General features: G+C 37.9%; 28 protein-coding genes. 15 read left to right on the top strand and 13 right to left on the bottom strand.

The annotated features are described in order from the left end of the window. Genes GSF09_RS01890 through GSF09_RS01870 form a run of 5 tightly spaced genes read left to right on the top strand, consistent with a single transcriptional unit; the run spans position 1 to position 3,345 of the window. Entirely contained in the window at positions 1-1,632 is a 1,632-nt protein-coding gene (locus GSF09_RS01890) for a hypothetical protein (protein ID WP_159799237.1), read from the top strand. After that, positions 1,611-1,814 carry a hypothetical protein gene (locus tag GSF09_RS01885; RefSeq protein ID WP_159799236.1) on the top strand — a complete coding sequence of 68 codons (204 nt, stop codon included), beginning with the start codon at positions 1,611-1,613 and terminating at the stop codon, positions 1,812-1,814. Before GSF09_RS01890 ends, GSF09_RS01885 begins: the two co-directional genes overlap by 22 nt. After that, a complete protein-coding gene (locus GSF09_RS01880) occupies positions 1,811-2,239 on the top strand; it encodes a phage holin family protein (protein ID WP_159799235.1) in 429 nt (142 codons plus the stop codon). The genes GSF09_RS01885 and GSF09_RS01880 overlap by 4 nt, the downstream gene beginning before the upstream one ends. 6 nt (positions 2,240-2,245) lie before the next feature. Then, the gene (locus GSF09_RS01875) at positions 2,246-2,713 is read left to right on the top strand and encodes a CHAP domain-containing protein (RefSeq protein ID WP_159799234.1); all 468 of its coding nucleotides are present in this window, start codon (positions 2,246-2,248) and stop codon (positions 2,711-2,713) included. Further along, on the top strand, positions 2,710-3,345 hold the full coding sequence (locus tag GSF09_RS01870; protein ID WP_159799233.1) for a DUF6549 family protein: 636 nt from the start codon (positions 2,710-2,712) through the stop codon (positions 3,343-3,345). The genes GSF09_RS01875 and GSF09_RS01870 overlap by 4 nt, the downstream gene beginning before the upstream one ends. Here GSF09_RS01870 and recO read toward each other — a convergent pair. From recO to GSF09_RS01850, 4 genes are all read right to left on the bottom strand, one after another. Continuing rightward, positions 3,342-4,055 carry a DNA repair protein RecO gene (recO, locus tag GSF09_RS01865; protein WP_159799232.1) on the bottom strand — a complete coding sequence of 238 codons (714 nt, stop codon included), beginning with the start codon at positions 4,053-4,055 and terminating at the stop codon, positions 3,342-3,344. The two genes, GSF09_RS01870 and recO, sit on opposite strands and share 4 nt — an antisense overlap. A 7-nt stretch (positions 4,056-4,062) precedes the next feature. Then, positions 4,063-6,342, bottom strand: coding sequence for a two-component regulator propeller domain-containing protein (locus GSF09_RS01860; RefSeq protein ID WP_159799231.1), 2,280 nt, complete (start codon positions 6,340-6,342; stop codon positions 4,063-4,065). 125 nt (positions 6,343-6,467) lie between these two features. After that, on the bottom strand, positions 6,468-7,811 hold the full coding sequence (gene gdhA, locus GSF09_RS01855) for an NADP-specific glutamate dehydrogenase (protein ID WP_159799230.1): 1,344 nt from the start codon (positions 7,809-7,811) through the stop codon (positions 6,468-6,470). Between the two features lie 103 nt (positions 7,812-7,914). Next, entirely contained in the window at positions 7,915-9,078 is a 1,164-nt protein-coding gene (locus tag GSF09_RS01850; protein WP_305038400.1) for a cystathionine gamma-synthase, read from the bottom strand. An 84-nt stretch (positions 9,079-9,162) separates the two neighbouring features. On the opposite strand from GSF09_RS01850, the gene GSF09_RS01845 reads away from it, so the two are divergent. Next, positions 9,163-9,942: a DUF3298 and DUF4163 domain-containing protein gene (locus tag GSF09_RS01845; protein WP_159799228.1), complete on the top strand. Its 780-nt coding sequence runs from the start codon at positions 9,163-9,165 to the stop codon at positions 9,940-9,942. Position 9,943: 1 nt separating this feature from the next. On the opposite strand, the gene GSF09_RS01840 is transcribed toward GSF09_RS01845, so the two are convergent. Beyond that, positions 9,944-10,474 carry a CvpA family protein gene (locus tag GSF09_RS01840; RefSeq protein WP_159799227.1) on the bottom strand — a complete coding sequence of 177 codons (531 nt, stop codon included), beginning with the start codon at positions 10,472-10,474 and terminating at the stop codon, positions 9,944-9,946. Between the two features lie 96 nt (positions 10,475-10,570). Between GSF09_RS01840 and GSF09_RS01835 the strand changes: the two genes are divergently transcribed. Together GSF09_RS01835 and pheS are read left to right on the top strand one after the other, a co-directional pair. Next, positions 10,571-10,927 carry a hypothetical protein gene (locus GSF09_RS01835; RefSeq protein ID WP_159799226.1) on the top strand — a complete coding sequence of 119 codons (357 nt, stop codon included), beginning with the start codon at positions 10,571-10,573 and terminating at the stop codon, positions 10,925-10,927. 94 nt (positions 10,928-11,021) lie between these two features. Beyond that, the gene (gene pheS, locus GSF09_RS01830) at positions 11,022-12,041 is read left to right on the top strand and encodes a phenylalanine--tRNA ligase subunit alpha (RefSeq protein ID WP_159799225.1); all 1,020 of its coding nucleotides are present in this window, start codon (positions 11,022-11,024) and stop codon (positions 12,039-12,041) included. Positions 12,042-12,104: 63 nt separating this feature from the next. Here the strand turns inward: pheS and GSF09_RS01825 are convergent, their stop codons facing one another. After that, complete coding sequence (locus GSF09_RS01825; protein WP_159799224.1) at positions 12,105-12,572, bottom strand: copper resistance protein NlpE; 468 nt, start codon at positions 12,570-12,572, stop codon at positions 12,105-12,107. Between the two features lie 56 nt (positions 12,573-12,628). Here GSF09_RS01825 and GSF09_RS01820 point away from each other — a divergent pair, with 56 nt between their 5' ends. Continuing rightward, on the top strand, positions 12,629-13,036 hold the full coding sequence (locus GSF09_RS01820) for a hypothetical protein (protein WP_159799223.1): 408 nt from the start codon (positions 12,629-12,631) through the stop codon (positions 13,034-13,036). A 6-nt stretch (positions 13,037-13,042) separates the two neighbouring features. Here GSF09_RS01820 and GSF09_RS01815 read toward each other — a convergent pair whose 3' ends face one another. After that, complete coding sequence (locus GSF09_RS01815; protein WP_159799222.1) at positions 13,043-13,498, bottom strand: DinB family protein; 456 nt, start codon at positions 13,496-13,498, stop codon at positions 13,043-13,045. Between the two features lie 78 nt (positions 13,499-13,576). Between GSF09_RS01815 and GSF09_RS01810 the strand changes: the two genes are divergently transcribed. The 6 genes from GSF09_RS01810 (at position 13,577) to GSF09_RS01785 (ending at position 18,327) form a co-directional block, all read left to right on the top strand. Continuing rightward, positions 13,577-13,927 (top strand): arsenate reductase family protein, encoded by a 351-nt coding sequence (locus GSF09_RS01810; RefSeq protein WP_159799221.1) that lies wholly within the window; start codon positions 13,577-13,579, stop codon positions 13,925-13,927. Positions 13,928-13,994: 67 nt separating this feature from the next. Further along, complete coding sequence (locus tag GSF09_RS01805) at positions 13,995-14,852, top strand: YicC/YloC family endoribonuclease (protein WP_159799220.1); 858 nt, start codon at positions 13,995-13,997, stop codon at positions 14,850-14,852. A gap of 36 nt (positions 14,853-14,888) precedes the next feature. Next, a complete protein-coding gene (gmk, locus tag GSF09_RS01800) occupies positions 14,889-15,461 on the top strand; it encodes a guanylate kinase (protein WP_159799219.1) in 573 nt (190 codons plus the stop codon). 8 nt (positions 15,462-15,469) lie between these two features. After that, complete coding sequence (gene nadD, locus GSF09_RS01795) at positions 15,470-16,051, top strand: nicotinate (nicotinamide) nucleotide adenylyltransferase (protein ID WP_159799218.1); 582 nt, start codon at positions 15,470-15,472, stop codon at positions 16,049-16,051. A 275-nt stretch (positions 16,052-16,326) separates the two neighbouring features. After that, positions 16,327-17,322, top strand: coding sequence for an NAD(P)H-dependent glycerol-3-phosphate dehydrogenase (locus GSF09_RS01790; RefSeq protein WP_159799217.1), 996 nt, complete (start codon positions 16,327-16,329; stop codon positions 17,320-17,322). Between the two features lie 9 nt (positions 17,323-17,331). Beyond that, the gene (locus GSF09_RS01785) at positions 17,332-18,327 is read left to right on the top strand and encodes a TerC/Alx family metal homeostasis membrane protein (RefSeq protein ID WP_159799216.1); all 996 of its coding nucleotides are present in this window, start codon (positions 17,332-17,334) and stop codon (positions 18,325-18,327) included. 3 nt (positions 18,328-18,330) lie between these two features. Here GSF09_RS01785 and GSF09_RS01780 read toward each other — a convergent pair whose 3' ends face one another. Genes GSF09_RS01780 through GSF09_RS01755 form a run of 6 tightly spaced genes read right to left on the bottom strand, consistent with a single transcriptional unit; the run spans position 18,331 to position 25,394 of the window. Further along, entirely contained in the window at positions 18,331-19,077 is a 747-nt protein-coding gene (locus GSF09_RS01780) for a tetratricopeptide repeat protein (RefSeq protein WP_159799215.1), read from the bottom strand. Positions 19,078-19,092: 15 nt separating this feature from the next. Beyond that, the gene (locus GSF09_RS01775; RefSeq protein ID WP_159799214.1) at positions 19,093-20,856 is read right to left on the bottom strand and encodes a BatD family protein; all 1,764 of its coding nucleotides are present in this window, start codon (positions 20,854-20,856) and stop codon (positions 19,093-19,095) included. A gap of 49 nt (positions 20,857-20,905) precedes the next feature. Next, entirely contained in the window at positions 20,906-21,715 is an 810-nt protein-coding gene (locus tag GSF09_RS01770; RefSeq protein ID WP_159799213.1) for a tetratricopeptide repeat protein, read from the bottom strand. Further along, on the bottom strand, positions 21,716-22,750 hold the full coding sequence (locus GSF09_RS01765; protein WP_159799212.1) for a VWA domain-containing protein: 1,035 nt from the start codon (positions 22,748-22,750) through the stop codon (positions 21,716-21,718). Between the two features lie 2 nt (positions 22,751-22,752). Next, positions 22,753-23,757 carry a VWA domain-containing protein gene (locus GSF09_RS01760; protein WP_159799211.1) on the bottom strand — a complete coding sequence of 335 codons (1,005 nt, stop codon included), beginning with the start codon at positions 23,755-23,757 and terminating at the stop codon, positions 22,753-22,755. Then, entirely contained in the window at positions 23,757-25,394 is a 1,638-nt protein-coding gene (locus GSF09_RS01755; RefSeq protein ID WP_159799210.1) for a BatD family protein, read from the bottom strand. Before GSF09_RS01755 ends, GSF09_RS01760 begins: the two co-directional genes overlap by 1 nt.

Genomic DNA, 25,394 nt, shown 5'->3' with positions numbered 1-25,394 from the left:
ATGATTCAAAGAACAGATAACTCAATAAATAGTCAGGAAGGTTACATTCCAACTATAGTTCCTGAAGATGAAGCTATATTTAAATTCAGAGTTCATGGTACATTCTTTCCAACAAGGGCAGATCCAAATACGAGCAGAACAAGTTATATTGAAATATATTCTGAGGATTATATAGACAATAAAATTTATATAGACTATCAGGACGGAACAGGGTGGCATGAATATCCTTTTAGAAAACCTAGTACTGCTATGCGCGTCATTAGATTTCAAGTTAACACATATACTAATACACCTGAAAATATTGCTTCTGGTGGCAATATAGGCGTTATGCCTAACGACGGGATGGGGGGAGAAGAATATGGATTACATTTTTATCAGGATTTAGTAGATACTTCTAAAATAAACACAGTAGACCACCACTACCCACAGGAAAGGGATATTTTAATAAAATTTGAAAATAGGAATTTTATTAAAACTATTATTATATCTGACTGTACTTTGTTGGGTGAAATTCCAAGTCTAGCTAAATTAAGAAATTTAAAAAACTTGCAAATAGCTTATATATATAATGCTTCAAGTTTTGAAAATGCTGCTGTAAGAACATTAATAGAAATTGTATTTCTATCATCATTAGGATTTTCAATTAATGAAATACCTCTTTGGATCAGGAATAGTCCCATAAGGACATTAAATTTAAGTGGTTACATTTTATTACCAACATTATCTGATTTTGAAAATGGTATTGGAATTTTTAAAAAAACGCTTGAGCAATTAGTTTTAAATAGAGTAGGAATGAATTATAAATTACCTGCCACATTTTCTGAATTTACTAAACTCCAAAGATTCGAAATGGGTATTGAAAATGGAACAAACACAAGTAATAATTTTCAATTTCCTGATGATCTCTCCCAGCTCGTAAACTTCAATAATTTTAATATTCAGGAACTAATAAGTTTCCCAGTTACTCAAATAAAGAGATACATACAGGAGGTACCTTCATCAAATAAGATTTTAAATATGAGAACTTGGGGAAGCACTTCAATATCTAAAAATATTATTCTAGATTACGATGATTACTCTGTTACTGAAATAAATATTGCCTATGGAAGATGGAATAATGGTGCGCCGCCATCTTTTATAGGACAAATGAAAAATTTAAAAAGCTTAAGTATTTACGGCTCTTATAATTATGGTGTAAGCAATGGCAGCTATAATTTAACTGACTGGGGGGACTTTTCAGGTGCAGATAATTTGGAAAAAATCAACATTCAGTGGCAACAGAAAATGTCAATGATGTGGCCTTCATGGTTTACTGCTTTAAAAAAGTTGAAAACTTTTGATTGCCATGCATCTTTCGAAACATTAGACTCAATGGATAATTTTGTAGATAGTGTTTATAATTTCGTCATAGAAAATGCTTCAATAAATATCGGTAACACACAATTCAGGCAAATGAATATAATAACATATTCAGCAAGCTTACCAGCAAACTCATGGCGACCATCAGGAACATATCAGGCTCCGTCTGGATATGTACAAGGCAGCAACAACGGCAGCCCGGTTAATCAAATGGAAAAGATTTATGTATTAATCAATCAATACGCTCATTCATGGACGATAAAACCTATCTGATAACTTATTATGTTAATGATGATGCAACTGCCAGACAAATAATAACAGCTTCAGAATACACCGGAGGAGAAGTAATAAGCAACAATTATATGTTATTAAATAAATCTGATGCTTTAAAACACTTTAAAGATTTTGAGGGCCTACATAAAATTGAAAAGATTTCCGAAAATACGTCAACATGAAATTTTTTCAATCTTTTTTAATTTCGCTTTTTGCATTTTTTATACCGATTCAAGGAATCTTGATTGCTATTGCAGTTACAATTATAGTAGATACTCTTACAGGCATATACAAAGCTAAAAAATTAAATGAGCCGATAATCAGTAAGAAACTACGAGGATTAGTTTCAAAAGCATTTATTTACGAAACAGTTATAATCATGCTATTCATAATGGATGTATTTATCCTTTCTGAATTTTTTGAACTTTGGTTTAGTATAAAGTATTTCTTCACAAAAGTTATGGCTATAACATTAATATTTATAGAACTCGTTTCTATCAAAGAAAATATTGAAGCCGCACAAAAAATAAACATCTATAATCAAATAAGAAAGTTTATAAAAGAGTCGAAAAACCTCAAGAAAGATTTGACTGATTTGACTAAATAAATTTGTATGAAATGCCTAAAGGTTATACAAATTGCTTTAGCTGAAGTTGGTACAACTGAAGTCCCTAAAAACAGCAATAAAACAAAATACGGAAAGTGGTTTGGGTTAAATGGTGTAGCCTGGTGCGGTATATTTTGCAGTTGGGTATATGCTAAAGCTGGTGTGCCTTTAGGCAATATAGGCTTTACTAAAGGCTTTGCCGGATGCCAGACAGCAGTTGCACATTTTAAAAAAACAGGTGAAATTACCACAACTCCACAGGTGGGCGACCTTGTTTTTTTCGACTGGAATAAAGATAAGCGTCACGACCACGTTGGCATATTCAATGGCTGGAAAGATAAAGGCAAAGGTGAGTTTTACACAGTTGAGGGTAATACAGCCATAGGCAATGACAGCAACGGGGGGCAGGTTATGAGCCGTACCCGAAATACGTCAGTAGCATTATTTGTACATCCTAAGGTATTAGATCAATGAAAAAATATACCCAATCCATAACTATAACATTGCTGGTAATACTTTTAGTTTCATCTGTGCAAAAATGCTCCTACTGGAAAAGCACTAGTAATACTAACCTTGATGCCCTTACGGATACGGTGAGGTACTATAAAAATGCTTTGGGTACACAAACAGCCAGTATAAAAACTTTACAGCTTACGGAAAAGCAATTAAAGGAAATCATTATAAAAAAAGATAATACCCTGAAAGCACTGGCATCTGAATTTGCAAAGGTCAAATCTGTTTTAAAATATAAAACTGTTACCCGGATTGATACAGTAAAAGTGAAATATACTGAAATGATACCCTGCGAGTTTGAGCGTTCAGGCAGTAGAGTAAATAAGTGGTATAGCTTCAATTACTATTCAAATGAAAACGGCATTATTATAGATAGCCTTACTATATCAAATACAACAGCAGTTATTACCGGAATAAAAAGGAAATGGCTTTTGGGCAGACAGACTATCACCACTGATATTACCAACAGCAACCCTTACATTCAAGTAAACGATATTAAGAGTGCCGAAATTGATATACCAGAACCCTGGTATAAAAAATGGTATGTATGGTTTACTATTGGAGTTATTGGTGGAATTTTATCAAGCAATTAATTGTAAATTTCCTTTAGAACCTCAAGAGATTTAGGTTTTATAAAATTATCAAGATGATAAGAATAATAATCCAGAAGTATTTTTAGCAGGTTACGCCTTTCATTAACATGAAAGGCTTTTCCGCTATTATCAAATTTTAAATTAATCAGTCTTTTAAACAACTTTGTTTCTTCTTCATTTATACAAGAAAGTGACGCTGTGTTTGAAAAGCATCCTTGATGCATTTCAAAAAAATTGTAACCACTATCTTTTACATTAGGGTAGAAGCCTAAAAATTTGGTTATTTCCAATAATAAAACCAAGTGAAAATTTTCAGAATAGTCATGATTATCAAGCCATAAAAAAGCGGTTTCTAAAAAAGTATATAATTCAATATTTTCTTCTTCTTCCCTTATAATGTTATGTAAAATTTCGGATAAAAAAATAATTATAGAAGATTTTGTAATATCTCCCCCTATAGAAAAATAATTATAGGCAAACTTTACTTCCTTTATATATTCAAGTTTACCTTTATTTTTATGCTCTGCTTCAATTTCAAGTATATTCAGAGGCTGAAAATATATTGCTTTTTGGGTATTCCTTTTAGAAGAAAAAGCATCCCTTATAAAATATGATTTTAATCCGCTCGATGCTGTAAAACATTTTACAATTAAGCTTTTATCCTGATAGCGTAACGCACTTATAACTATAGCCTTTGTTTTAATCCTCATGGTAAAGCTATCTTACAATCATAACTTTTTTCACTTTCGTTTCTGTTCCATCCTCAGAGGCTATAAAAATCATATAGACTCCTGAAGCCACTTTATATCTTCCAAAAGCGCGGGTATCCCACAACACAGTTCCCCCTTCAGAGGTCGTTTCATAAACCAGATTTCCTTCAATATCTGTAATTTTTATATTTGCCTTGTCAACCAAGCCGCTTATATTCACATCCCCATCAAATCCTGGCCTTACCGGATTTGGAAAAACATAAACATTATTCAGGTCGCCTGAAGCTTTGGTCGATGTTCCCTGATAGGAAACCATACCTTTATCTGTAGCAAAAAAAACTTCTCCTGTTGCTGCGTCTATTTCAATATCATAAATAACATTACTTGGCAAAGGGGAATTTTGCTTGGTGAAATGAAAAATAGTTCTCTGCCCGTCCGGAGAAACTAAAAAAGCTCCTGCTGATGTGCCAATCCACTTGTTGTTTGCCCCGTCAACCACTATTGTATTAATTACCTGTCCATACATAAGTTCCTGTGCCAAACCTTCTTCCATAATTATTACAGGATTGGCGGTCAACTCTGTTTCTGTAAGAAAACGGTCAATTCCTGAAACTACCCTTAAGCCATTTACCGTACCAATCCATAATTGATTCCTGTTGTCAACTGCAACACATCTTGAGTTGTAAGTAGGAAGGCCTGAGTCTTCAGATATAACTATAAATTTATTGCCTAAGGTTTCATTAAATGCTATAATTCCATTCTTTTCAGAAGGTATCCATTTTGTACCGTTCTTATCAATAACCATCTTACCATAATTATTTTGCTTTATTGATTCCGAAACTTCTAAAAAACTATAAGACTGCCACTGCCCATTAGACTTTAAAACCTTTAATGGTTTATCAATAAGGCTGTTAGTCATCCATAAATTACCATTTTTATCATAAGCCAGGCTATTTATCCTAACACTTATATAGCCGGGATATCTGGAATCAACTAAAGTTTCCAAGCCATTTTCCCCTGTATTGTTTTGATCATATAATATTACCGTTTCATCATTCTCAATTTTTAACAAACCTGAATGGTAGGAACCTATATATACTTCATTTTCATTATTAGGATTAACAGCAATATCAGATAATGATCTTGCACCAAAAACATCTTCATAAGGAATATGCAACCACCCTTCGGTACTAAATTTACTTAGCCCGAATTCCGAAACATCCGGTACATACTGATAGTTATACCCTCCATATACTGCCCATAAACTATTTGGTGTTTTCTCAAGCGAGAAAATACTGCTGCGCAATGGCCCGTCGGGTGTAATGTTTTGAAAAGATAAACTGTTTAATTGAGCCGTAAATAACCCTTTTGTATTTGTTCCGATAAAAACTTCATTATTTATAATTGAAGCACATGTAAAATTAAAGTTTTCATCTGAAACATTAGCTTTATTTATTTGTGATAACAGTATCAGCTGATTATTGTAAATATCAATCCTGTTTAAAGATGTTATCAGCATAAATCCATTAACATCTCTCAAATCTGTTATTGTAGATGATACTTGTGTAAAGAATGTAGTTGTTCCGGCCTGGATTGTATAAACAATATTGCTTCCGTCAGTGGCATAAAGCTGATTATTAAAACTAATTACATTTTGCCAATTACCCGAAGATATTTCGTTATCCCATTGCGTAAAATCATTTAGATTAGGATTGCCGAGCTGGCCTTTTCTTATTCCGTAACCAATTGTGGCAGCATATAATGTACCATTTAATACTGTTGACTGCATAACCGGAATTTGTTCACCCGCTGTTCCTATATAATACGTATCGCCAAATTCCGAATTGGAAAGATTAAATACTGCTATGCCAAAATCACAGGATATATATGCCTTACCTTCATACTCATAAATGTGGTTTATTTTTTTTTTATTGGATGGGATGTTGGTTTCCTGCAATATACCCACAACGCTTAAAATTGTATTATCTGCATTAATAACAAATAAAAGCCCGTTGTCATTACCTACCAATGTTTTATTGTAAACGCTGCTGTGGTGTATGGCAGTGATGGTTTCTGCCTTGAGGCCGTCTACTGAAGTTATAGTTTTCAGTTCACTGGTTGTAAGGCTTTGGGAAAACATAGCACTTTCTGAAGCAGCATAAACCCTGTTGCCAGATTGTGAAATATCCACAATATTATTATAAGAGAAAAAGCTTCTCCACATTTGATTTTGCGCTACGAGCGTACAAAAGTTGAAAATAAATAAAATGGGCAAAAATCGTTTCATCAGCAATTATTTCATAGCAAATATAATGTAAACGTATTTATTATGATTTTTGTATAACCTTGGTTTGTAAATAAAAAAGGGGCTGCATAATGCAGCCCCTTTTTTATTTACATCCATGCTTACTATTATACCAGCCCCTGTGCCAGCATAGCATCTGCCACTTTAACAAATCCGGCAATATTAGCACCTTTTACGTAATCTATATATCCGTCTTCCTGTGTGCCAAAAGTAAGGCATGCATGATGAATGTTAGCCATAATATCTTTTAGCTTATCATCTACCTCCTCGCGTGTCCAGCTAAGACGAAGCGAGTTTTGGGACATTTCAAGTCCTGATGTGGCAACACCACCTGCATTGCTGGCTTTTCCAGGTGCAAAAAGCAATTTTGCTTCGTGAAATGCTATAACCGCCTCAGGTGTACATGGCATATTGGCTCCTTCGGCCACACATATACATCCGTTTTTAATCAGCATTTTAGCTTCATTACCATCAAGTTCATTTTGGGTTGCACAAGGTAAAGCAACATCGCAGGGAACTTCCCATGGCTGCCCGCCTTCAACATACTTTGCTCCCGGATATTTATCAAGATATTCTTTTATCCTTCCGTATCTTACGTTTTTAATTTCCATTACATAGGCAAGCTTTTCTTCATTAAACCCTTCCTTATCATGTATATAACCAGATGAGTCTGACATTGTAACTACTTTGCCTCCTAATTGCATGGCTTTTTCAGCAGCATATTGCGCAACGTTTCCTGAACCTGAAATAACCACAGTTTTTCCTATAAAACTATCATCTTTCGTAGCAAGCATGCTCTGTGCAAAATACACACATCCATAACCCGTAGCTTCCGGGCGTATAAGCGAGCCTCCAAAACTTATGCCTTTACCGGTCAGCACGCCGGTAAACTCATTACGCAGCCTTTTATACTGCCCAAACATATAGCCTACTTCGCGGCCACCAACCCCAATATCTCCTGCGGGCACATCGGTATCGGCACCTATATGCTTACTAAGTTCCGTCATAAAAGCCTGGCAAAACTTCATTATTTCATTATCAGATTTTCCTTTAGGATCAAAGTCCGAACCTCCTTTACCACCGCCCATTGGCAATGTGGTAAGGCTGTTTTTAAAAGTCTGCTCAAAAGCAAGGAATTTTAAAATGCTGAGGTTAACTGATGGGTGAAAGCGCAATCCTCCCTTGTATGGCCCGATAGCCGAATTCATCTGTATCCTGTATCCCCTGTTTATCTGGGTTTTACCATTATCATCAAGCCATGTTACACGAAACATAATCACCCTTTCCGGTTCGGCCATCCTTTCCAAAAGCTTTTTATCCTGATATTTCGGATTTTGCTCAATAAAAGGAATTACTGTTTCGGCAACCTCATGTACTGCCTGTAAAAATTCGGGTTCGTTGGGGTTTCTTTTTGCCACCCCGTCCATAAAGGTTTTTAAGCTTTCACTCATAAAATCTGTTGTTTTGTTGTTTATGAAAACGTTTTCGTAGATTACAGCAAATATACATTTTTCTTAAAATACAGCTATATATAGTTGCTTTTTCCTACTGTTATTATACCAAAGCCTGCTCTAAATCAGCAATAAGGTCTTCGGCATCCTCCACCCCAACGCTAAGGCGCACAAGGTCATCACTTATGCCAATTTCCTTACGTTTTTCTTCCGGTATGGAAGCATGCGTCATAAGTGCCGGATGATTGGCTAAAGACTCTACTCCGCCTAAAGATTCTGCAAGGGTAAATACTTTTAAATTTTCCAGGAATTTAATGGCATCTTCTTTTTTACCTGATTTAAAGGTAAAAGAAACCATTCCGCCAAATCCGCCTTTCATTTGCTTTTTAGCTATATTATAAAAGGGATGGCTGTCAAGCCCCGGGTAAAATACTTTATCTACAAGGGAGTGGCTGTTTAGATATTCTGCCACTTTTTGTCCGTTTTCGCAATGGCGCTGCATGCGCAGGTGCAGGGTTTTTATACCCCTTAAAACCAGATAGGAATCCTGCGGGCCTAATGTTGCCCCCGTGGCAAACTGGGTAAAATGCAATTTTTCGCCAAGTGCCTCATCTTTTACAATAAGTGCCCCCGCTATAACATCGGAGTGCCCTCCTAAATATTTTGTTGCAGAATGCATAACTATATCAGCGCCCATGTCAAGCGGCCTTTGCAGGTAGGGTGTGGCAAAAGTATTATCAACGGCAAAAAGCACTTTTTTCTCTTTTGCAATTTTTGCTATTGCTTCAATATCTGCAAGCTTCATGAGGGGGTTGGTAGGCGTTTCAACCCAAACAAGCTTGGTGTTTTCAGTAAAAAGCGATTTAAATTTTTCCAGGTCGTTCATATCAACAAAATGGAATTTTATTTCATAGTCCTGGTATATGCGGGTAAACATCCTGTAGGTGCCGCCATATAAATCGTCCATTGCAATAACCTCATCACCGGGTTTAAGGGTTTTCAATACACAATCGGTAGCTGCAAGCCCCGAAGAAAAAGCCAATCCCCTTGTACCATTCTCTATGCTGGCAAGTGCATTTTCCAGTGCGGTGCGGGTTGGGTTGGCTGCCCGGCTATACTCATAACCACTGTGCACGCCAGGGCTTGTTTGAACAAATGTTGAGGTTTGGTAAACAGGCGGCATTACCGCCCCTGTACTGGGGTCATGGTGCTGCCCGCCATGTATTGTTTTTGTGTTAAATTTCATATAATTTAAATTCTCTTTTATTACTTTTCAGGCAAATTTACTGTAATTTGGTTATCTATTTGTAAAGATATACTGCCTTTTACAAAACAATAACATTATTAAACCATGAAACATTATACCTTACTGCTTTTTGCCACACTGTTGCTTGCAGGCTGCAAAAAAGATAAAGAGGAAAATAACGAACCCAAAGAAGTACAGCAACTTACATTTACCGCACAGCACTATAGCAAAAAAACTTCGCTTCCCTGTAAAGATAACTGCCCAAAAGTAACCATTGATGTACCCATAGCTGAAGGCCCTGAAGTTGCATCAGACAGTATTAATAAAAAGGTTTTTGATGTAGTACGGAAAATTATATTTTTTGGCGAGCAGCCTTATGCTGCCAATAATTATGACGACCTTATGGCTTCGTTCATAAAATCGTATGAGGAACTTAAAAACGAATACCCCCGAGAAGCATTAGGCTGGGAAGGGGATGTAAATGCTTTTATAGCTTACCGGTCTGACAAGGTGCTTAACATAAACCTGGAGCATTACACCTACACCGGCGGAGCGCATGGCTATGCAGGAAAACGCTCTCTTTTATTTAATCCGGAAACAGGAAAATCTTTAACATATAGTGATATTTTTAAGGACGAGGCGAGCTTTACAGATTTTGCAGAAAAACAATTCAGGGAAAAGTTTAAAATTCCTATGGGTAAATCTATAAATACAACAGGCCTAATGTTTGAGAACGATAAATTTATCCTGCCGCAAAATATTTTCTTTACAGATGAAGGACTTTTACTGTATTATAATCCTTATGAAATAGCCTCATATGCAGAACAGGAAAAAGAGCTGCTTTTGCCTTATAACGAAATTGAGCAATACCTGAAAGTAAAATAAGCTAATCTTCCTGCTGCTCCGGCTGGTAACCTTCACTTTTAAAATCTGCAAACCACTCCTCAAGTGCAGGATATATAGTGTTTGAAACCTCAAGCACAGGATAAAAGAAAAAGGATTTTTTAAGAGTGCTTTCTTCGGCAAAGGCATTGTTTTTATTAAGATTAAGGAAAAACTGAAGTGATACGCTTAAAATAAGTACCCATTTTAAAAACCCAAAGACACCGCCTAAAATCCTGTTAAGCCAGCCAAGGCTTGCAAAGCCAGCAAGTTTTGTAAAAAACTTCCCCAGCAGTATAATCCCAACAACTACCGCAATAAAGGTAATTACAAATGCTGCAATGGTTATATATTTAGGCTGCCAGGAAACATAACCGGCAATAACACTCCCTGCAAAACCCGAAAACTTAACCGCAATATATATTCCTGCTAATAATGCCACAAGCGAAGCCAGTTCTGTAAACAAACCTTTCCAAATTCCCCTTAAAAAGCCATAAAGCAGAAAGCCGCCAAGTATAATATCCGGTAATGCCATAAAGGCAAAGTTAACTTTTGGAACCAAAAATGCAAAACTTAGTGTAAATGCACATTAATCTTTAAGTGCCTATCTTTGCAGAATAAAAGTAATTTAATGTCCAGAGACGAACAACTGAAAGAACGCTGGGAACAGCTTGTAAACATACTATCCAACCGCTTTGCCGACGGTGAAACACTTGACCTTGACTCTATTATTTACCTTATAGGCGTGCAGGAACTCGGCAAGTTTAACCGCAAGTTTAAAAAAGATGAAAAGGTAAACCTCATGCACATTGCAATATGCAGGCTGCTGGAACCTTACGGCTACTATGAATTTGATTATTTTGATGAGGAAGGTTGGCCCCACTATAAAGTTAAGGAGATGCTTCCTCCATTAAAAGCGGGCGAACAATCAGTTTTAATGAAAGGAGCTATTGTTGATTATTTCCTTGAAAAAGGAGTTATTACCTGATTTGGCAAAGCAGTGTTAAACCCTGTAATTAAACTTTAAATACTGGCGCTTAAAATTTAAAATAATTAAATTTGCACACTTTTATAAATCAACAATGATAGACAAGATTAAAGGCTATATAGCCGAAGCCGAAGCTTTTACCACTCAAAACAAAGAAGAACTGGAAGCCTTCAGGATTAAATTTCTGGGTAAAAAAGGTATTCTTAATGAGTTTTTTGCGGAATTTAAAAATGTTCCCAATGAGCAAAAAAAAGAGTTTGGGCAGGTTATAAACACCCTTAAAAATGCCGCACAGGATAAAGTAACCCAGCTTCAGGAGGCTTTGGAAAGCAAAGAAGAGGCCAAAGGTATTTATGGCGACCTTACACGTCCCGGAGAGCCACTTTCGCTGGGTAGCCGCCACCCTATTTCTATTGTTAAAAACCAGATTATAGATATATTCTCCAATATAGGGTTTAATGTTAGCGAGGGGCCGGAAATTGAAGATGACTGGCATAACTTTACCGCTTTAAACCTGCCGGAATACCACCCGGCACGCGATATGCAGGACACCTTTTTTATACAAACCAATCCAGATGTTTTGCTGCGCACGCATACTTCATCAGTACAGGTGAGGTATATGGAAAATAATAAACCGCCCATACGTACTATTTCACCGGGCAGGGTTTTTCGTAATGAGGCAATATCATCGCGTTCACATTGTATCTTCCACCAGGTGGAAGGCCTGTATATAGATAAAGATGTTTCTTTTGCCGGTTTAAAGCAGACCCTTTTATATTTCACTAAGGAAATGTTTGGCAAAAGTAAAATAAGGCTTCGTCCTTCTTACTTCCCTTTTACTGAACCGAGTGCCGAAGTGGATATTTACTGGGGGCTTAAAACCGAAATAGATTACAGGATAACCAAAGGTACAGGCTGGCTGGAAATTATGGGCTGTGGTATGGTTGACCCTAATGTACTTAAAAACTGCGGCATTGACGCGGCAAAATATAACGGCTTTGCTTTTGGTATGGGTATTGAACGCATTGCCATGCTTCTTTACCAGATTAGCGATATCCGCATGTTTTATGAAAATGATGTGCGTTTCCTGGAACAGTTTAAGGCAAGTATATAATTAAAGAAGTGTAATTGCGGACTGCTTTAAGCCTGTTCATAATTACACTTGCCTTTTATTTTATTACTGTACTTTATGTAATAAATATTTTGCCTGTGGTGCCCCCTGCTCCTCATTGCCAAACTTATCCAGTTTTTTCAGCATATTTTCCATTACTTTAAATTTTAAATGGTCGCCTTCGGCATCAAGCGTAATTATGCTTCCGTTATCACTCCAGTTAAATTTACCATTTAGTGTCCTTGGTTTATCATCTATGCCCAGGGCCTGTAATGTTAAAGTATAAGTGCTGTCTTTTTTGAGCTCAATAATATGTTTATAACCTTCACAGCCGTTCCAGCAGGATAATATCCCTGAGTACTCCCCTACCCAGTCCAGCGAATTGGCACTGTTATGCATATCGGGGGCTTTATCATTTTGCAATTCGGTTACCTCTACAGCCGGTTCGTTATTGTTTTGCCCGGCATCAGCTTTTTTACCATCTTTGCAGGCAATAAGGGATACAAAGGCAAAAAGATATAATAGTTGTTTCATAACTATAGATTTAAATTAAAGTTACGCCTCAAAAAAATTAAAACCTATTAAATAAAATGAAAAAAGATATAATAATACCAAAAGTTGAAAATGTATATGTAGCTGCCCTGCAGGAATGGAATGACGATTTTATGGAAAATACATGGTATGCCTATCTTATTAATGATGGGGAAGAAAAGCTTGAAACGGCCATAGTGGTATCTAACGCCTGGGGAGAAATAAACGGCGAGCAGCGTAAAACATCAACCATGCGCCATGCTTTTGTTGAAGTGCCTGCCAATACCGCTGTAAAAATTGAAATGATTGAAGAAAGCGTGCTTGCGCTTAATAACAGCTTTATGGTTACTTTTTTTAAAGGGAACACCCTTTACGATAAAAACTTTGTATTTAAAGCCGGAAGCATCAATACCGAAAACGTAAAGGAAATTCCTGTAATATTTAAAGACGGTGTATTGCTAAGCTAAATGATGCTATAAAAACTTACGGATACCCATCATAACGCCTAAGTGGACACCTTCATGAAAATTATTAAATGCAAGGGCATCATCTACTGATGCCATTACATATCCAAATTCTGAAGTAAATGTATGATAATTCACAAAAATGCCATTTTTATAATCCTGTTCCGTTTTATTAATTGTAGAAAAAAGCAGGCTTTTTAATTCCTCCACCTCGGCAATGGTACTATCTTTAACAGGCCTGGTACCTTTCCTGTAGCTGTTCACCATTTCGCTGCTAACCATCATTTCCAAACCAGATAATTTATATACCAGTAATTGCTGCGATACAACCACATGTGCAATATTCCAAAACAGGTTATTGTTAAAACCATGTGGTATTTTATTAAGCTGTTCAACAGAATAATTATTAAGAAACGACAACAATAGTTCCCTGCTTTTGCGCACTACACTAAAGGTTTTGTCCATCACATTTAATTTTTATAAAAATAAGTATTTTTCCAATCTGTAAAACATAACTTACCTTTGGCGTTTTATATGCAGCTTATGAAAACTATTTTTTACCTGAAAACTTGCGATACCTGCAAGCGTATAATTAAATTACTGCCAAATATTGAAGGCTTTAAGCTTCAGGATATAAAACAGGAACCTATAACACCACAACAGCTTGACACTATGAAGCAACTGGCAGGCAGCTATGAAGCACTTTTCAGCCGGAGGGCAACTTTATACAAAGAAAGAGGACTGAAAGACAAAGCACTTGCTGAAAGTGATTACAGGGATTTAATTTTAGAACACTATACCTTTTTAAGCCGGCCTGTAATTATTGACGGAGATAAAATTTTTATCGGCAACAGTAAAAAGGTAATAGATGAAGCTGTAAACCATTTACAATAAACAACAAAGGTGCAGGCACTCCTGCCTCTGTTTATTTTTATTAACTTTGTAGCTTTAATTTTTCTGCATGATACAATCAATGACAGGGTTTGGCAAGGCATCTTTGCAATTGCCCAACAAAAAAGTAACTGTTGAAATAAAATCGCTTAACAGCAAAGGGCTCGACCTGAGTGTGCGTATGCCTTCCGCTTTCCGTGAAAAGGAACTTGCACTCCGCAATGTTATTGCACAAAAACTGGAGCGGGGTAAAGTTGATTTTTCCCTTTTTGTTGAGGTTACAGGAGAAGAAACGTCTTCCAAAGTAAATATTCCCATTGTTAAGGCCTACATAAACCAGCTAAGGGAGGTGGTAAACAGCGATGAAACCGAACTGCTTAAAATGGCAGTCCGCATGCCGGATGCACTTAAAACCGAGCGTGATGATATTGAGGAAAGTGACTGGGCACCTATACAGGGCGTTATAAACCAGGCACTGGAAAATATACATAATTTCAGGGTTTCCGAAGGAATTGCTTTGGAGAAAGAATTTTTAGTAAGGGTTTCCAACATAATGTCTTTAATGAAGGAAACTGTTTCCTATGATTCAGAACGCATACAAAATGTAAAAAACAGGCTTAGCGCAGCAATCGAGGAGCTAAAAATAAACGTTGACGAAAACCGTTTTGAGCAGGAACTGATTTACTACCTGGAAAAAATGGATATAACCGAAGAAAAGGTAAGGCTGGAAAACCACCTTAATTATTTTATGGAAACTCTTGCAGGTAATGAGGCAAATGGCAGAAAGCTTGGCTTTATAACACAGGAAATGGGCCGCGAAATAAATACTATGGGCTCAAAATCCAACCATGCGCAAATGCAAAAGCTGGTTGTACAGATGAAAGATGAACTTGAAAAAATAAAAGAACAGGTATTAAACGTGCTTTAAAATTTACCTGTACTACCCCCACAAACACACAACTACATGAAAAACGGCAAACTGATTGTATTTTCCGCACCTTCCGGTTCGGGCAAAACCACTATAGTAAGACACCTGCTGGAACAGCCGGAACTTAACCTTGAATTTTCAATATCGGCGGCCACACGCAGCCCAAGGGGCGAGGAGCAAAATGGCAAAGATTATTACTTTATGTCTATTGACGAGTTTAAAAAACACATAAAGGCTGAAGATTTTGTGGAGTGGGAAGAAGTTTACCGCGATAATTTTTACGGTACGCTTAAAAGCGAAGTGGAACGTATATGGAGCATGGGCAAAAATGTAATTTTTGATATTGATGTAGCGGGAGGCTTGCGCATTAAGAAAAAATTTCCTGAAGAAACACTTGCTGTTTTTGTAAAGCCTCCAAGCGTAGATGAGCTTAAAATCCGCCTGAAGAAACGCAGTACAGAAAGCGATGATAAAATAAATATGCGTATTGCCAAAGCTTCGGTTGAGCTGGCAACGGCACCGCAGTTTGATACTATAATTAAAAATTATGACCTTGATGTAGCCAAGCAGGAAGCTTACAGGCTTGTAAAAGATTATATTTCCAAATAAACAGGATTATGAAGATAGGGCTTTATTTCGGCACTTTTAACCCTATACACGTAGGCCACCTGATTATAGCCAACCATATGGCCGAATATACCGACATGGACCAGGTTTGGATGGTAGTAACACCACACAATCCGCTTAAAAAGAAAAGCTCACTGCTTGAGGACCACCACAGGCTGCAAATGGTATTCCTGGCAACCGAAAACTATAACAACATAAAGCCAAGCGATATTGAGTTTCGCCTGCCGCAACCTAATTATACAGTAAATACGCTGGCACACATACAGGAAAAATTTCCCGCCCATGAGTTTGCGCTTATAATGGGAGAAGACAACCTGAACTCGCTGCACAAGTGGAAAAATTATGATGTACTGCTTGAAAACTATGATATTTATGTATATCCCCGCATAAATGCCGAGGAAATTAAGCCGGAACTTCAAAACCATAAAAGGATTCACAGGGTTGATGCGCCAGTAATAGAAATATCATCTACTTTTATCCGTAACAGCATTAAACAGGAAAAAAATGTAAGGCCGCTGCTGCCGCAAAAAGTTTGGGAGTATATAGACCATAACCTGTTTTATACCAAGTAAAAAAGGCACTCCCTATTATAAAATTGAGAATGCCTTTTTAAAAACACCAAAAACAAAAAATTTAACTAACCTAATGTAATCCTTTTAGTTAAACAAAACTCTATTAAATAACGCTTGTGGTTATAGTTAATTGTATTATCAAATCATAATAAAATGTTAATGTTTTGTAAGGCTGAAATCACGTTACTAATTTAATGCTGGCTTAAGTACAATCCTTTGTTTTTGGCACATGCTGAAAATTTTAAGTACTTTTGGCGCTCCAAATCAAACTAAAAATGAGTGATATTCCAAAGTTCGCCGTTATTGGCGGCGGAAGCTGGGCTACTGCCATTGCTAAAATGCTGTGTGTAAATGTTCCTGAAATAGCTTGGTATATGAGGAACACCTATGCCATAGAGCATATTAAACTGCAAAAGCATAACCCTAACTACCTTAGCTCGGTTGAATTTGACACCAAAAAACTAAAGCTTACAAATGATATTAATGAGGCTGTTGCCTATGCCGACTATATAATTTTTGCCATACCCTCTGCTTTTTTAAGCAGCGAGCTAGAAAAACTTACTGCAAGCCTTGAAGGCAAGGTAATATTCTCGGCAATAAAAGGCATTGTGCCGGAAACAAGCTTGATAGTTGGTGAGCATTTTCACCAGAAGTATGATATTCCCTATGACAACATTGGTGTAATAACAGGCCCATGCCATGCCGAAGAAGTTGCCCTTGAAAAGCTATCCTACCTTACAGTAGCCTGCGGCAATGATAAAAAGGCCAAAATTATGGCCCGCCATTTAAACAGCTATTATATAAACACTAAAATTTCTGACGACATTATTGGCACGGAATATGCCGCCATGCTTAAAAACATTTATGCCATTGCAGCAGGAATAGCCCACGGGTTAGGCTATGGCGATAATTTTCAGGCACTACTTATGAGCAACGCCATACGCGAAATGAAAAAGTTTATCCGCAAGGTTCATAAAATGAAGCGTAACATTAATAATTCTGCTTACCTTGGTGACCTGCTGGTAACGGGATATTCTGTTTTTTCACGCAACAGGATGTTCGGCAACATGATTGGCAAAGGCTATACTGTTAAATCGGCCATGATGGAAATGAGCATGGTGGCAGAAGGGTATTATGCAGCCAAAAGTGCCTACACATTAAACAAGGAATATAAAGCAAAAACTCCTATTATTGATGCTGTTTACAGCATATTGTATGAAGGGAAGGATGCTAAACAGGTATTTAAAAAACTAACTGAAAAACTGGATTAAACTACGCACATGGACCATATGATAAACCATCCCGGAATTATTGGCGGATTTTCTGTCATTATAATAATCATGCTTTTGTTAGACCTGGGGGTTTTCAATAAAAAGAGCCATGTGGTTTCCAGCCGTGAGGCACTTATCTGGTCAATCGTATGGATTGCACTATCTATGGTTTTCAGCGGTGTTATTTATTATTACATCGGTTTTGAGCAGTTCACCCAGTTTCAGAGTGCGTACTGGATAGAAAAAGCCCTTTCTGTAGATAACCTGTTTGTTTTTATAATGGTTTTCGGGTTTTTTAACGTGCCTAAATACCTGCATCATAAGGTACTGTTTTGGGGTATAATAGGCGCCCTTGTATTTCGGGCTATATTTATTTTTACCGGTGTGGAGCTTATTAATATGACCTATCTGCCTGAAATGGAAATTTTTGGGCATGAAGTGCGTATTAACGCAGTACTTTCAATATTTGGCCTGTTTTTGCTTTTTGCAGGTATAAAATCATGGTCGGCGCATGAGGATAATGACGAAAATAAAGACTTTTACAAGAGCCCGGGCGCAAAAATAATTTACAAGCTGTTTAAGGTTACGAAGAATTTTGAAGGCGACAGGTTTTTTATAAAAGTAAACGGCAAGCGAATAGCCACTCCATTACTTGTAGTAGTTGCCGTTATAGAGTTTACCGACCTTATTTTTGCAGTAGATTCTATCCCTGCAATATTTGCCATTGCACCAGACGACCCTTTTATACTTTATACGTCAAACATTTTTGCCATACTTGGGCTAAGGGCCTTATATTTCCTGCTGGCCAACTTTATGCACATGTTCAGTAAGCTGCATTACGGGCTGGCAGTAATATTATCTTTCATCGGCGTAAAAATGCTTATAAGCCCTTTTTACCACATTTCTTCGCCAGTATCACTGGCAGTGGTGGGAGGTATTTTAATAATATCCGTAATCCTTTCTTTTCTTTTTCCTGCCAAGCCGGCAACCGAAGTACGGGAGTAAATTCTATTTAATTTCCTTTACGGCATTTTTTTCAATCCAGCCTTCAGAATCATCGGCAAGCTGTACTTTATACCAGTTATCCAGCTTTTCAGTAATATTCACTTTCGTGCCTTCATGCAGTATAAATGCATCCTCGGCATTTTTAAGCGGTTCACTTTTTATAGATGCAACTTCGCTAAAAATTATGGCCGGGCGTTCTTTACCTTCCTGGGCTTTAACATAAATAGCAGAAATTACAGTTATAACAATGGCAAGCAATGCTATAAACATTGTTACAAAAAAGGTACGCTTTAGTAAAGTTGTACCTGAAAAATAATATCCTGTAAAAAATAGAAGTACAAAAAAAGCACTGCCCACTGCCGCCCATGCCCATGTGTCATAATGATAGGCTGAGGTAAAATTATACACCAGTTTGGAAAAACCCACTTTAGGTGTTGGCTGTATATCGTCAATAACCATCTTTTGGGCATATCCCAAATTAATTTTAGTATCCTTGTCATTGGGCTTTAAAAGCAATGATTTTTCATAATTGTAAATAGCCGGGGCTATCCTGTTCATTTTATAGTAGGCATTGCCCAGGTTAAAATAAACCTCAGCCGATTCTTTCCCATCCTTTACAATACTTTCATAGCTTTTTGCTGCCTCTTGATATTTGCCCTGCCTGTACAGCTCGTTACCTTTATCAAAAGCTGTCTGAGCCATTATAACGGGGGCTGAAAACAATAGTATTATATATAAAAGCTTTTTCATTTTTAACAGGTTTTACTATATCTGCTTTTCAAGGGCGGTTATAACGGTTACAGCATTTTGGTAATCCTGCTGCATTGCCGCGCCGGATGATGGCGCATAACGTGCAAATTCACAACTGTCCATTATCTTTATTAAATCTTTCACTGTTTCAGGTTTGGCATTCCTGGTCAGTAAAAGTTCACTTATATTAGGTTTGCTCATTTCCGACGTTTCAATACTAAGCTTAGCTTTAAGGAAATTATGCAATGCCTTTTCAAGGGCCACATAAAACGGCTCCTTATTACCAAGGTGCTTTTTAGCCTCAGAAAGATACTTTTTGGCCAGCCTGTTGTTTTGCCTTATCCTGTTGCCGGTAACATCACTGTCAATAGCCTCTTTCTTCTTTTTGGCAAGTACAATAATCGGAATTAACAGGAACGGGGTAAATAACAGTAAATAAAATAAACCCGAACCAAAAAAGTCATCTTTACCTATAGGCTGTAAAGAAGTGTCAAGGTCAACAAAGCGAAACTGCTCTACAGGGTCAACCGCTCTTTTTGCAGTTTCCTGACCTGAAGATGTTCCTGTTGCTGCGGGATTATCCAATACATTAACCATTATCTCGTCTGATGTAATGGTTTTATACTTTCCTGCAGCAGGGTCAAACCACGAAAAAGATAGTGCCTTAATGGGATATTTACCCTTATTTTGGGCTACAATGGTATATGTGTCGGATATTTTGCCCTGCATTCCCGTTAGCGGTACCGAAACATTTTCCTTATGTTCAGGGTCATACATTTCCAAAGCTGCAGGCACTACAGGTTTAGGTAGTGTAAACAGTTTAAGATTGCCCCTGCCCGTTACCGAAACTTCAAGCTGTAAAGACTCACCACCATGCAGCGTGGTTTTAGATGGCTTAACTTTAAAGTCAAAACTGCCTACTGCACCTGTAAAGTCAGCAGGCTTTCCATTTTCGGGCAGTGCCTTTACATTTATATATTTTTTACCCGAGGAAACTACTCTGTTGGCCTGTGTCATAAAAGGCTGCCCAAAAAAATCCCTCCTGCCTGTAGGCACATCCATCATAATATCAAGCGACAGGGGTTCTATTTCAAGCCTACCGCTTTTTTGCGGATATAGCACGGTTTTACGCAGCACTACATACCTGTAACTTTGCCCGTTGTACTGCCCTTCCTCAACAACAAGGTCTTTTATATCTATATTCTGGCTCCAGAAATCGTTAAACTGCGGCGTGGCAACTTCCCTCCAGTTCCTTACACTGGTGTTATGGCTAACATATAGTTTATAAACTACCGTTACAGGCTGGTTTACATAAGGACTGGAATTATTTACTTCAGCAACAAGATGCAGCCCCTCTCCTGCATTTTGTATCTGCTGGTTATAGGGGTTGTTAGGGTTGCTGGGGGTATCGGCGTTTTGTACAGCATCGGTAACCGTAACCTTAAAAGGGATTGTTTTATAGTTTTTACCATCAATTTCTATACTTGCCTGCCCTATTGTAAAACTACCCCTGGAAGTAGGTGTAAGCACATAGGTATAGCTTTTGCTGAAAGTGCGCTTTCCGTTAATCCAGGAATTGCTTATCATCTGGCTGGGCCCGCTTACACGAAAACCGTCAAAAGATGGCGGGACAAAATTATCCCCATCTTCATTCATGGTAAATTCTACACGCAGCCTTTCATTTACACCCAAAGTAGTTTTGCTGGGCACAGCCTTAAACTCTACCTGAGCATAAAGTCCCTGAATGCATAACAACAATAGTAAGATGTATTTTTTCATTACAATTAATCTTAGTCTGAAATAATCAGTCTTCAATTCCTAAAAATTGTTACCAGTCTTTCTCCTGGCGTTTAGGCTGCACTTTTACTTTTTGTGCATTTATTTTATCCTGTATTTTCTTTTCTTCGTTATTCATGGCGTCCAGCAGGTTTTGCATCCGTTGCTTTTCAGGGCTTTCACCTCCCTGTTGCTGTTCTTCTTTACCTCCGGCACCCTTATCTTGCTTATCTTTACCGTTTTTATTGTCTTTTTGGTCGCCTTGCCCGTTTTTGTCCTTATCCTTTTCTTCTCCCTTATCGCCTTTATCTTTTTGGTCGCCTTTATCTCCTTTGTTTTTATCCTTATTGTCTTTCGGCTGCTGGCTTTTATCGTCCTTCTTCTGATCTTTTTTGTCGTCTTTCTTATCGTCCTTGGGTGGCGGGTTTTCTTTCAGCATCTTTTTGGCAAGAGCATAATTGTAACGGGTTTCATCGTCATAAGGATTATTACGCAAGGCATTTTTATAGGCATCTACAGCACCCTGGTAATTTTTTTCAAGCATAAAAACATTGCCAAGGTTATGAAATGCCCTGTGCTTATCTTTTTTATCCTTGGCATTCTCAATAGCTTTTAAGTAGGCGAATTTTGCTTCTCCCGGCTTGTCCTGCCTGTAAATTGCGTTGCCAAGATTGTAAGCCGATACAGCCTGTGTGGGCTCATTGGATTTTGATATCCTGTAATTTGCTTCAGCCTGTGCATATTCCTTTTCTGCAAAAGCCTCGTTGCCTTTTGGCAGGTATTTATCAGCTTTCTTTTCCTGCTCCTGCGAAAAAGCAAAAAAAGTATATAATATCATACTAACGGTTATAACTGTTTTCATCTATTCCTTTTCATTAAAAAGATTTAACCTGCGTATCCATGCTGTCCTGCGTTCCAAAAGGAAAACATCTATAAACAGCAACGCAAATGCCGCGGCCAGAAACCATTGAAACTGCGATTCATATAACGCCACCTGTTTCGATTCAAATTCTGTTTTTTCCACATTTTCCAGTGCATTCTTTACATAATCTGAAACTTCCCTTGTACTGCCGCCATAAACGTATCCGCCCTTTGTTACAGAAGCAATAGATTTTAAAGCATCGGGATATAGTTTAGTTACTACAACCTCACCCTCATTATCCCTTTTAAAACTTTGTGTAATACCGTTTACTTTTATAGGTATAGGCCCACCTTTTTCGGTACCCACGCCCACTGTTATTATTTTTATTCCCTTTTCCTTTGCGTTAAGTGCGGCTTCCTCGCTATCTGCACCGTGGTCTTCACCGTCGGAAATAAGTATTACCAATTTACTGGTATTGGGGTCATCAAAAAAAGAGGACGAAAGTTCTATGGCATCCCCAATAGCCGTTCCCTGAGATGAAACCATATCGGTATTCATATTCTGCAGAAACATTTTTGCCACACTGTAATCTGTAGTTATAGGCAATACAGGATATGCACTGCCTGCATAACCTACAATACCTATCCTGTCAGTACCCAGCTGGTTAATTACCTGCGAAACTATTTGTTTGGCTTTTTCAAGCCTGTTGGGTGCAGCATCTTCGGCAAGCATACTTTTAGAAACGTCAATAGCAAAAACAATATCTACGCCTTCACGCTTAACGGTTTCTATTTTTGTGCCTATTTTAGGATTAACAAGCGCAATAACTATGCCTGCCAGTGCTAAAAGCACAATCAGGAGTTTAAGCACCGGTTTAAATACCGAACGCTCCGGGCTTAGCTTTTTCACAAGCTCCACATCTCCAAATTCACGCTGCTTTTTTCTTTTCCAGTATAAGTTATACAGGAATACCAGCACAATTAACGGTATTACTGCAAGCAGGTATAAATATTTTGATTCATCTAATTCGTACATACTTATATAAAGCTTCTGTATAATGTTTTCCTTGCCACTATTTCAACCAGCAAAAGCCCGAAAGCTGCCCAAACCCACGGACGGTACTTTTCATCGTAGTTATAATATTTCATTTCCTCAATTTCGGTAGTTTCAAGCTTGTTTATTTCTTCATAAATAGCTTTAAGTCTGGTATTGCTTGTGGCCCTAAAATATTTTCCGTCTGTTTTCTGTGCTATTTCCTTCATCAGTCCCTCATCTATTTCAACGGGCATCATGCGGTATAAAAATTTGCCTGCCGGGGTTTTGGCATAAGGCGATTCTGCATTGCCATTTGTGCCTATGCCAATAGTGTACACTTTTATTCCGTATTCCTTTGCAATATCGGCGGCCATTCGCGGGTCAATAAACCCCGAATTATTAACACCATCTGTAAGTAAAATAATAATACGGCTTTTGGCTTTACTTTCCTTCAGCCTGTTAATGGCTGTTGCAAGCCCTACCCCAATACCCGTACCGTCTTTTAAAACATTATCGTCATACTTTACAGACTTTATTGCTTCCTTTACCAGGGCTTTGTCACTGGTTACAGGGGTTTTAGTATAACTTTCGCCTGCATATACTACAAGCCCAATCCTGTCGTTAGGTCGGTTATCTACAAACTCAGAAGCTACATCTTTAAGGGCTTCCAGCCGGTTTGGGCGCAAATCTTTTGCCAGCATACTCCCAGAAACGTCCATAGCCATTACTATATCAATACCCCTTGTGGTTTTGGTTTTACTATTTACATCAACCGTGCGCGGCCTTGCCATGGCAACTATAATTGCACTTAAAGCCAGCAGGCGTAATACAAACAGTAAAGGTTTTAATTTTGACAGTACCGAAGGCCTTGCCTTAAAACCATTTAATGTACTTATTTTAAGCGTGGCCGTTTGTTGTTTTCTTTTCCATACATACCAGCCAATAGCTAATGGCAGCAATAAAAAGAGCCAAAAGAAACCGGGATGTAAAAAGGTTATATTTTCCATTATTTACTTACTTGCACAAATGCTATTGAGTTCATAATCCTTTCCGCTATCTTTTCTGCGTCTTTATCTCCGTCCTTATGGAAGATAATTACTTCATGGGCTGCATCCTGCCGTACAAAAACCATAATATTATAATACAATTTTTCCACATTTTCGGTAGCAGGATTTTTGATGGTCATGGTACCGTAAGCTCTTTTTCCGTTCATGCCCCCTTCATTGCTAAACTCTTCCGTTTTAAGGAAAATATCTTTAGCACCATATTCCTTTTCATAAGCAGCCAGTTCATTATTAATTACGTTTTCCGCATCTACCTGTATCGGTTCCTTAAAGGCGGTACTGCTGGCCACAATAAAAAAGCTATCAGTCAGGCTGCCGTAGGCAAACTTACTGTATGCCTTTACGTGTTCCGGCATGTGCTGTTGTGCTTCATCCTTAACCCTTACCAATACTTTAGGCGTTTCCAGCTTAATGGGCGGCTCACCATACTCACTGGTAACCCATTCCCCTTCAAGCAGTTCTTTTACAGGATGCCCTATAATATTATCCTTAAGGTAACTAAACCCTACTGTAGAGGCTATGAACACAACAGCAAACAGGACTACAAATGCAGCTATGCCAATAATAGTATTTATTTTTTTTCTGCGTTTCTTTTTTCGCTGCATTTCCAGCCAAAGCTGTGCCTGTCCCTCATCATCTTCCTCCTCATCAGGCTCAACAGGTATGCTTTTATCTATAACCACTATTGTTTTTTCAATCCTGTTCCGGTCTTCAGCAATTTCAAAATCAAGCGGTTTGGACTTTGCAAACTTAACCATATCCGCAGTGCGCAATACTTTTTCAAGCTGCTCAAAGGTTTCCTGGCTTAAGCTCATTTTTTTTCGAAGTACCGCTATACGCATGCCCTCTATAAGCTCGCTGGTAGTGCTTTCCATAGCAGGTATATGTATTGCCTCTTCTATATAAGTACGGGCAATATCTGTAAGCTCACTGTAATAATCCTTAACCGCACCTTTTTCAAGCAATGCCTTTTTTTCAAGTAGCTTAAGCTGCGTGGTTGCCTTTTCTATAGGTGAGGTATAAACAGGTTCTTCCTTAACAGCCTTAGGCTTGCGTTTATATTTTTTTAAATACCACCAAATGCCAAAAGCTATTGCGGCAGCAGCAAGTATGCCTATTACTATATACAGCCATAAATTATTGCCCGGCTTATCAGCTGTTGCTACAGGCTTTATATCAAACATTTGCTGCTTAACAGTGTCAACCTCAACACCGGCAACTTCTATAACAAGGGAATCGGTTTGTATATTTTGGTTATTTATAACAACCGGAAGCGGCGGTATAATATACCGCCCGGTATCAAACTGGGTTAGCCCGTATTTTTTTACCAGTTCATAACGGGCATCTTTGCGCACTGTATCAACCGGGTATGACTCCAGCACTTCCAGCAGCCCAAAAGTTTTTCCTTCGGGAAAATTTACTTTGGCTGTGGTATCTACTACCGTTTTTAATGTAAGGTTAAACTGTGAACCTATCTTTATACTGGTAGAATCAATACTGGCCTGAACCTGCTTTTGCTGCCCAAAAACGGCAACAGAAGTCAGCAGGGACAATAGTATATAAATTTTTATTTTGGTCAT

It is taken from the genome of Flavobacterium sp. MK4S-17, assembly GCF_009848495.1.
GTDB lineage: Bacteria > Bacteroidota > Bacteroidia > Flavobacteriales > Flavobacteriaceae > Flavobacterium.
The sequence above is the reverse complement of the archived record's forward strand: the minus strand, read 5'-3'. Positions and strand labels throughout refer to the sequence as shown.

Bases quoted from the DNA above. Each gene is read 5' to 3' on its own strand.
- gdhA (WP_159799230.1), bottom strand. From the start codon at position 7,811: ATGAGTGAAAGCTTAAAAACCTTTATGGACGGGGTGGCAAAAAGAAAC.
- GSF09_RS01780 (WP_159799215.1), bottom strand. From the start codon at position 19,077: ATGAAAAAGCTTTTATATATAATACTATTGTTTTCAGCCCCCGTTATA.
- GSF09_RS01760 (WP_159799211.1), bottom strand. From the start codon at position 23,757: ATGGAAAATATAACCTTTTTACATCCCGGTTTCTTTTGGCTCTTTTTA.
- GSF09_RS01755 (WP_159799210.1), bottom strand. From the start codon at position 25,394: ATGACCAAAATAAAAATTTATATACTATTGTCCCTGCTGACTTCTGTT.
- GSF09_RS01885 (WP_159799236.1), top strand. From the start codon at position 1,611: ATGGACGATAAAACCTATCTGATAACTTATTATGTTAATGATGATGCA.
- GSF09_RS01805 (WP_159799220.1), top strand. From the start codon at position 13,995: ATGATACAATCAATGACAGGGTTTGGCAAGGCATCTTTGCAATTGCCC.
- GSF09_RS01835 (WP_159799226.1), top strand. From the start codon at position 10,571: ATGTCCAGAGACGAACAACTGAAAGAACGCTGGGAACAGCTTGTAAAC.
- gmk (WP_159799219.1), top strand. From the start codon at position 14,889: ATGAAAAACGGCAAACTGATTGTATTTTCCGCACCTTCCGGTTCGGGC.
- GSF09_RS01810 (WP_159799221.1), top strand. From the start codon at position 13,577: ATGAAAACTATTTTTTACCTGAAAACTTGCGATACCTGCAAGCGTATA.
- GSF09_RS01820 (WP_159799223.1), top strand. From the start codon at position 12,629: ATGAAAAAAGATATAATAATACCAAAAGTTGAAAATGTATATGTAGCT.
- GSF09_RS01790 (WP_159799217.1), top strand. From the start codon at position 16,327: ATGAGTGATATTCCAAAGTTCGCCGTTATTGGCGGCGGAAGCTGGGCT.
- pheS (WP_159799225.1), top strand. From the start codon at position 11,022: ATGATAGACAAGATTAAAGGCTATATAGCCGAAGCCGAAGCTTTTACC.
- GSF09_RS01875 (WP_159799234.1), top strand. From the start codon at position 2,246: ATGAAATGCCTAAAGGTTATACAAATTGCTTTAGCTGAAGTTGGTACA.
- nadD (WP_159799218.1), top strand. From the start codon at position 15,470: ATGAAGATAGGGCTTTATTTCGGCACTTTTAACCCTATACACGTAGGC.
- GSF09_RS01860 (WP_159799231.1), bottom strand. From the start codon at position 6,342: ATGAAACGATTTTTGCCCATTTTATTTATTTTCAACTTTTGTACGCTC.
- GSF09_RS01870 (WP_159799233.1), top strand. From the start codon at position 2,710: ATGAAAAAATATACCCAATCCATAACTATAACATTGCTGGTAATACTT.
- GSF09_RS01845 (WP_159799228.1), top strand. From the start codon at position 9,163: ATGAAACATTATACCTTACTGCTTTTTGCCACACTGTTGCTTGCAGGC.
- GSF09_RS01775 (WP_159799214.1), bottom strand. From the start codon at position 20,856: ATGAAAAAATACATCTTACTATTGTTGTTATGCATTCAGGGACTTTAT.
- recO (WP_159799232.1), bottom strand. From the start codon at position 4,055: ATGAGGATTAAAACAAAGGCTATAGTTATAAGTGCGTTACGCTATCAG.
- GSF09_RS01815 (WP_159799222.1), bottom strand. From the start codon at position 13,498: ATGGACAAAACCTTTAGTGTAGTGCGCAAAAGCAGGGAACTATTGTTG.
- GSF09_RS01770 (WP_159799213.1), bottom strand. From the start codon at position 21,715: ATGAAAACAGTTATAACCGTTAGTATGATATTATATACTTTTTTTGCT.
- GSF09_RS01765 (WP_159799212.1), bottom strand. From the start codon at position 22,750: ATGTACGAATTAGATGAATCAAAATATTTATACCTGCTTGCAGTAATA.
- GSF09_RS01840 (WP_159799227.1), bottom strand. From the start codon at position 10,474: ATGGCATTACCGGATATTATACTTGGCGGCTTTCTGCTTTATGGCTTT.
- GSF09_RS01880 (WP_159799235.1), top strand. From the start codon at position 1,811: ATGAAATTTTTTCAATCTTTTTTAATTTCGCTTTTTGCATTTTTTATA.
- GSF09_RS01890 (WP_159799237.1), top strand. From the start codon at position 1: ATGATTCAAAGAACAGATAACTCAATAAATAGTCAGGAAGGTTACATT.
- GSF09_RS01785 (WP_159799216.1), top strand. From the start codon at position 17,332: ATGGACCATATGATAAACCATCCCGGAATTATTGGCGGATTTTCTGTC.
- GSF09_RS01825 (WP_159799224.1), bottom strand. From the start codon at position 12,572: ATGAAACAACTATTATATCTTTTTGCCTTTGTATCCCTTATTGCCTGC.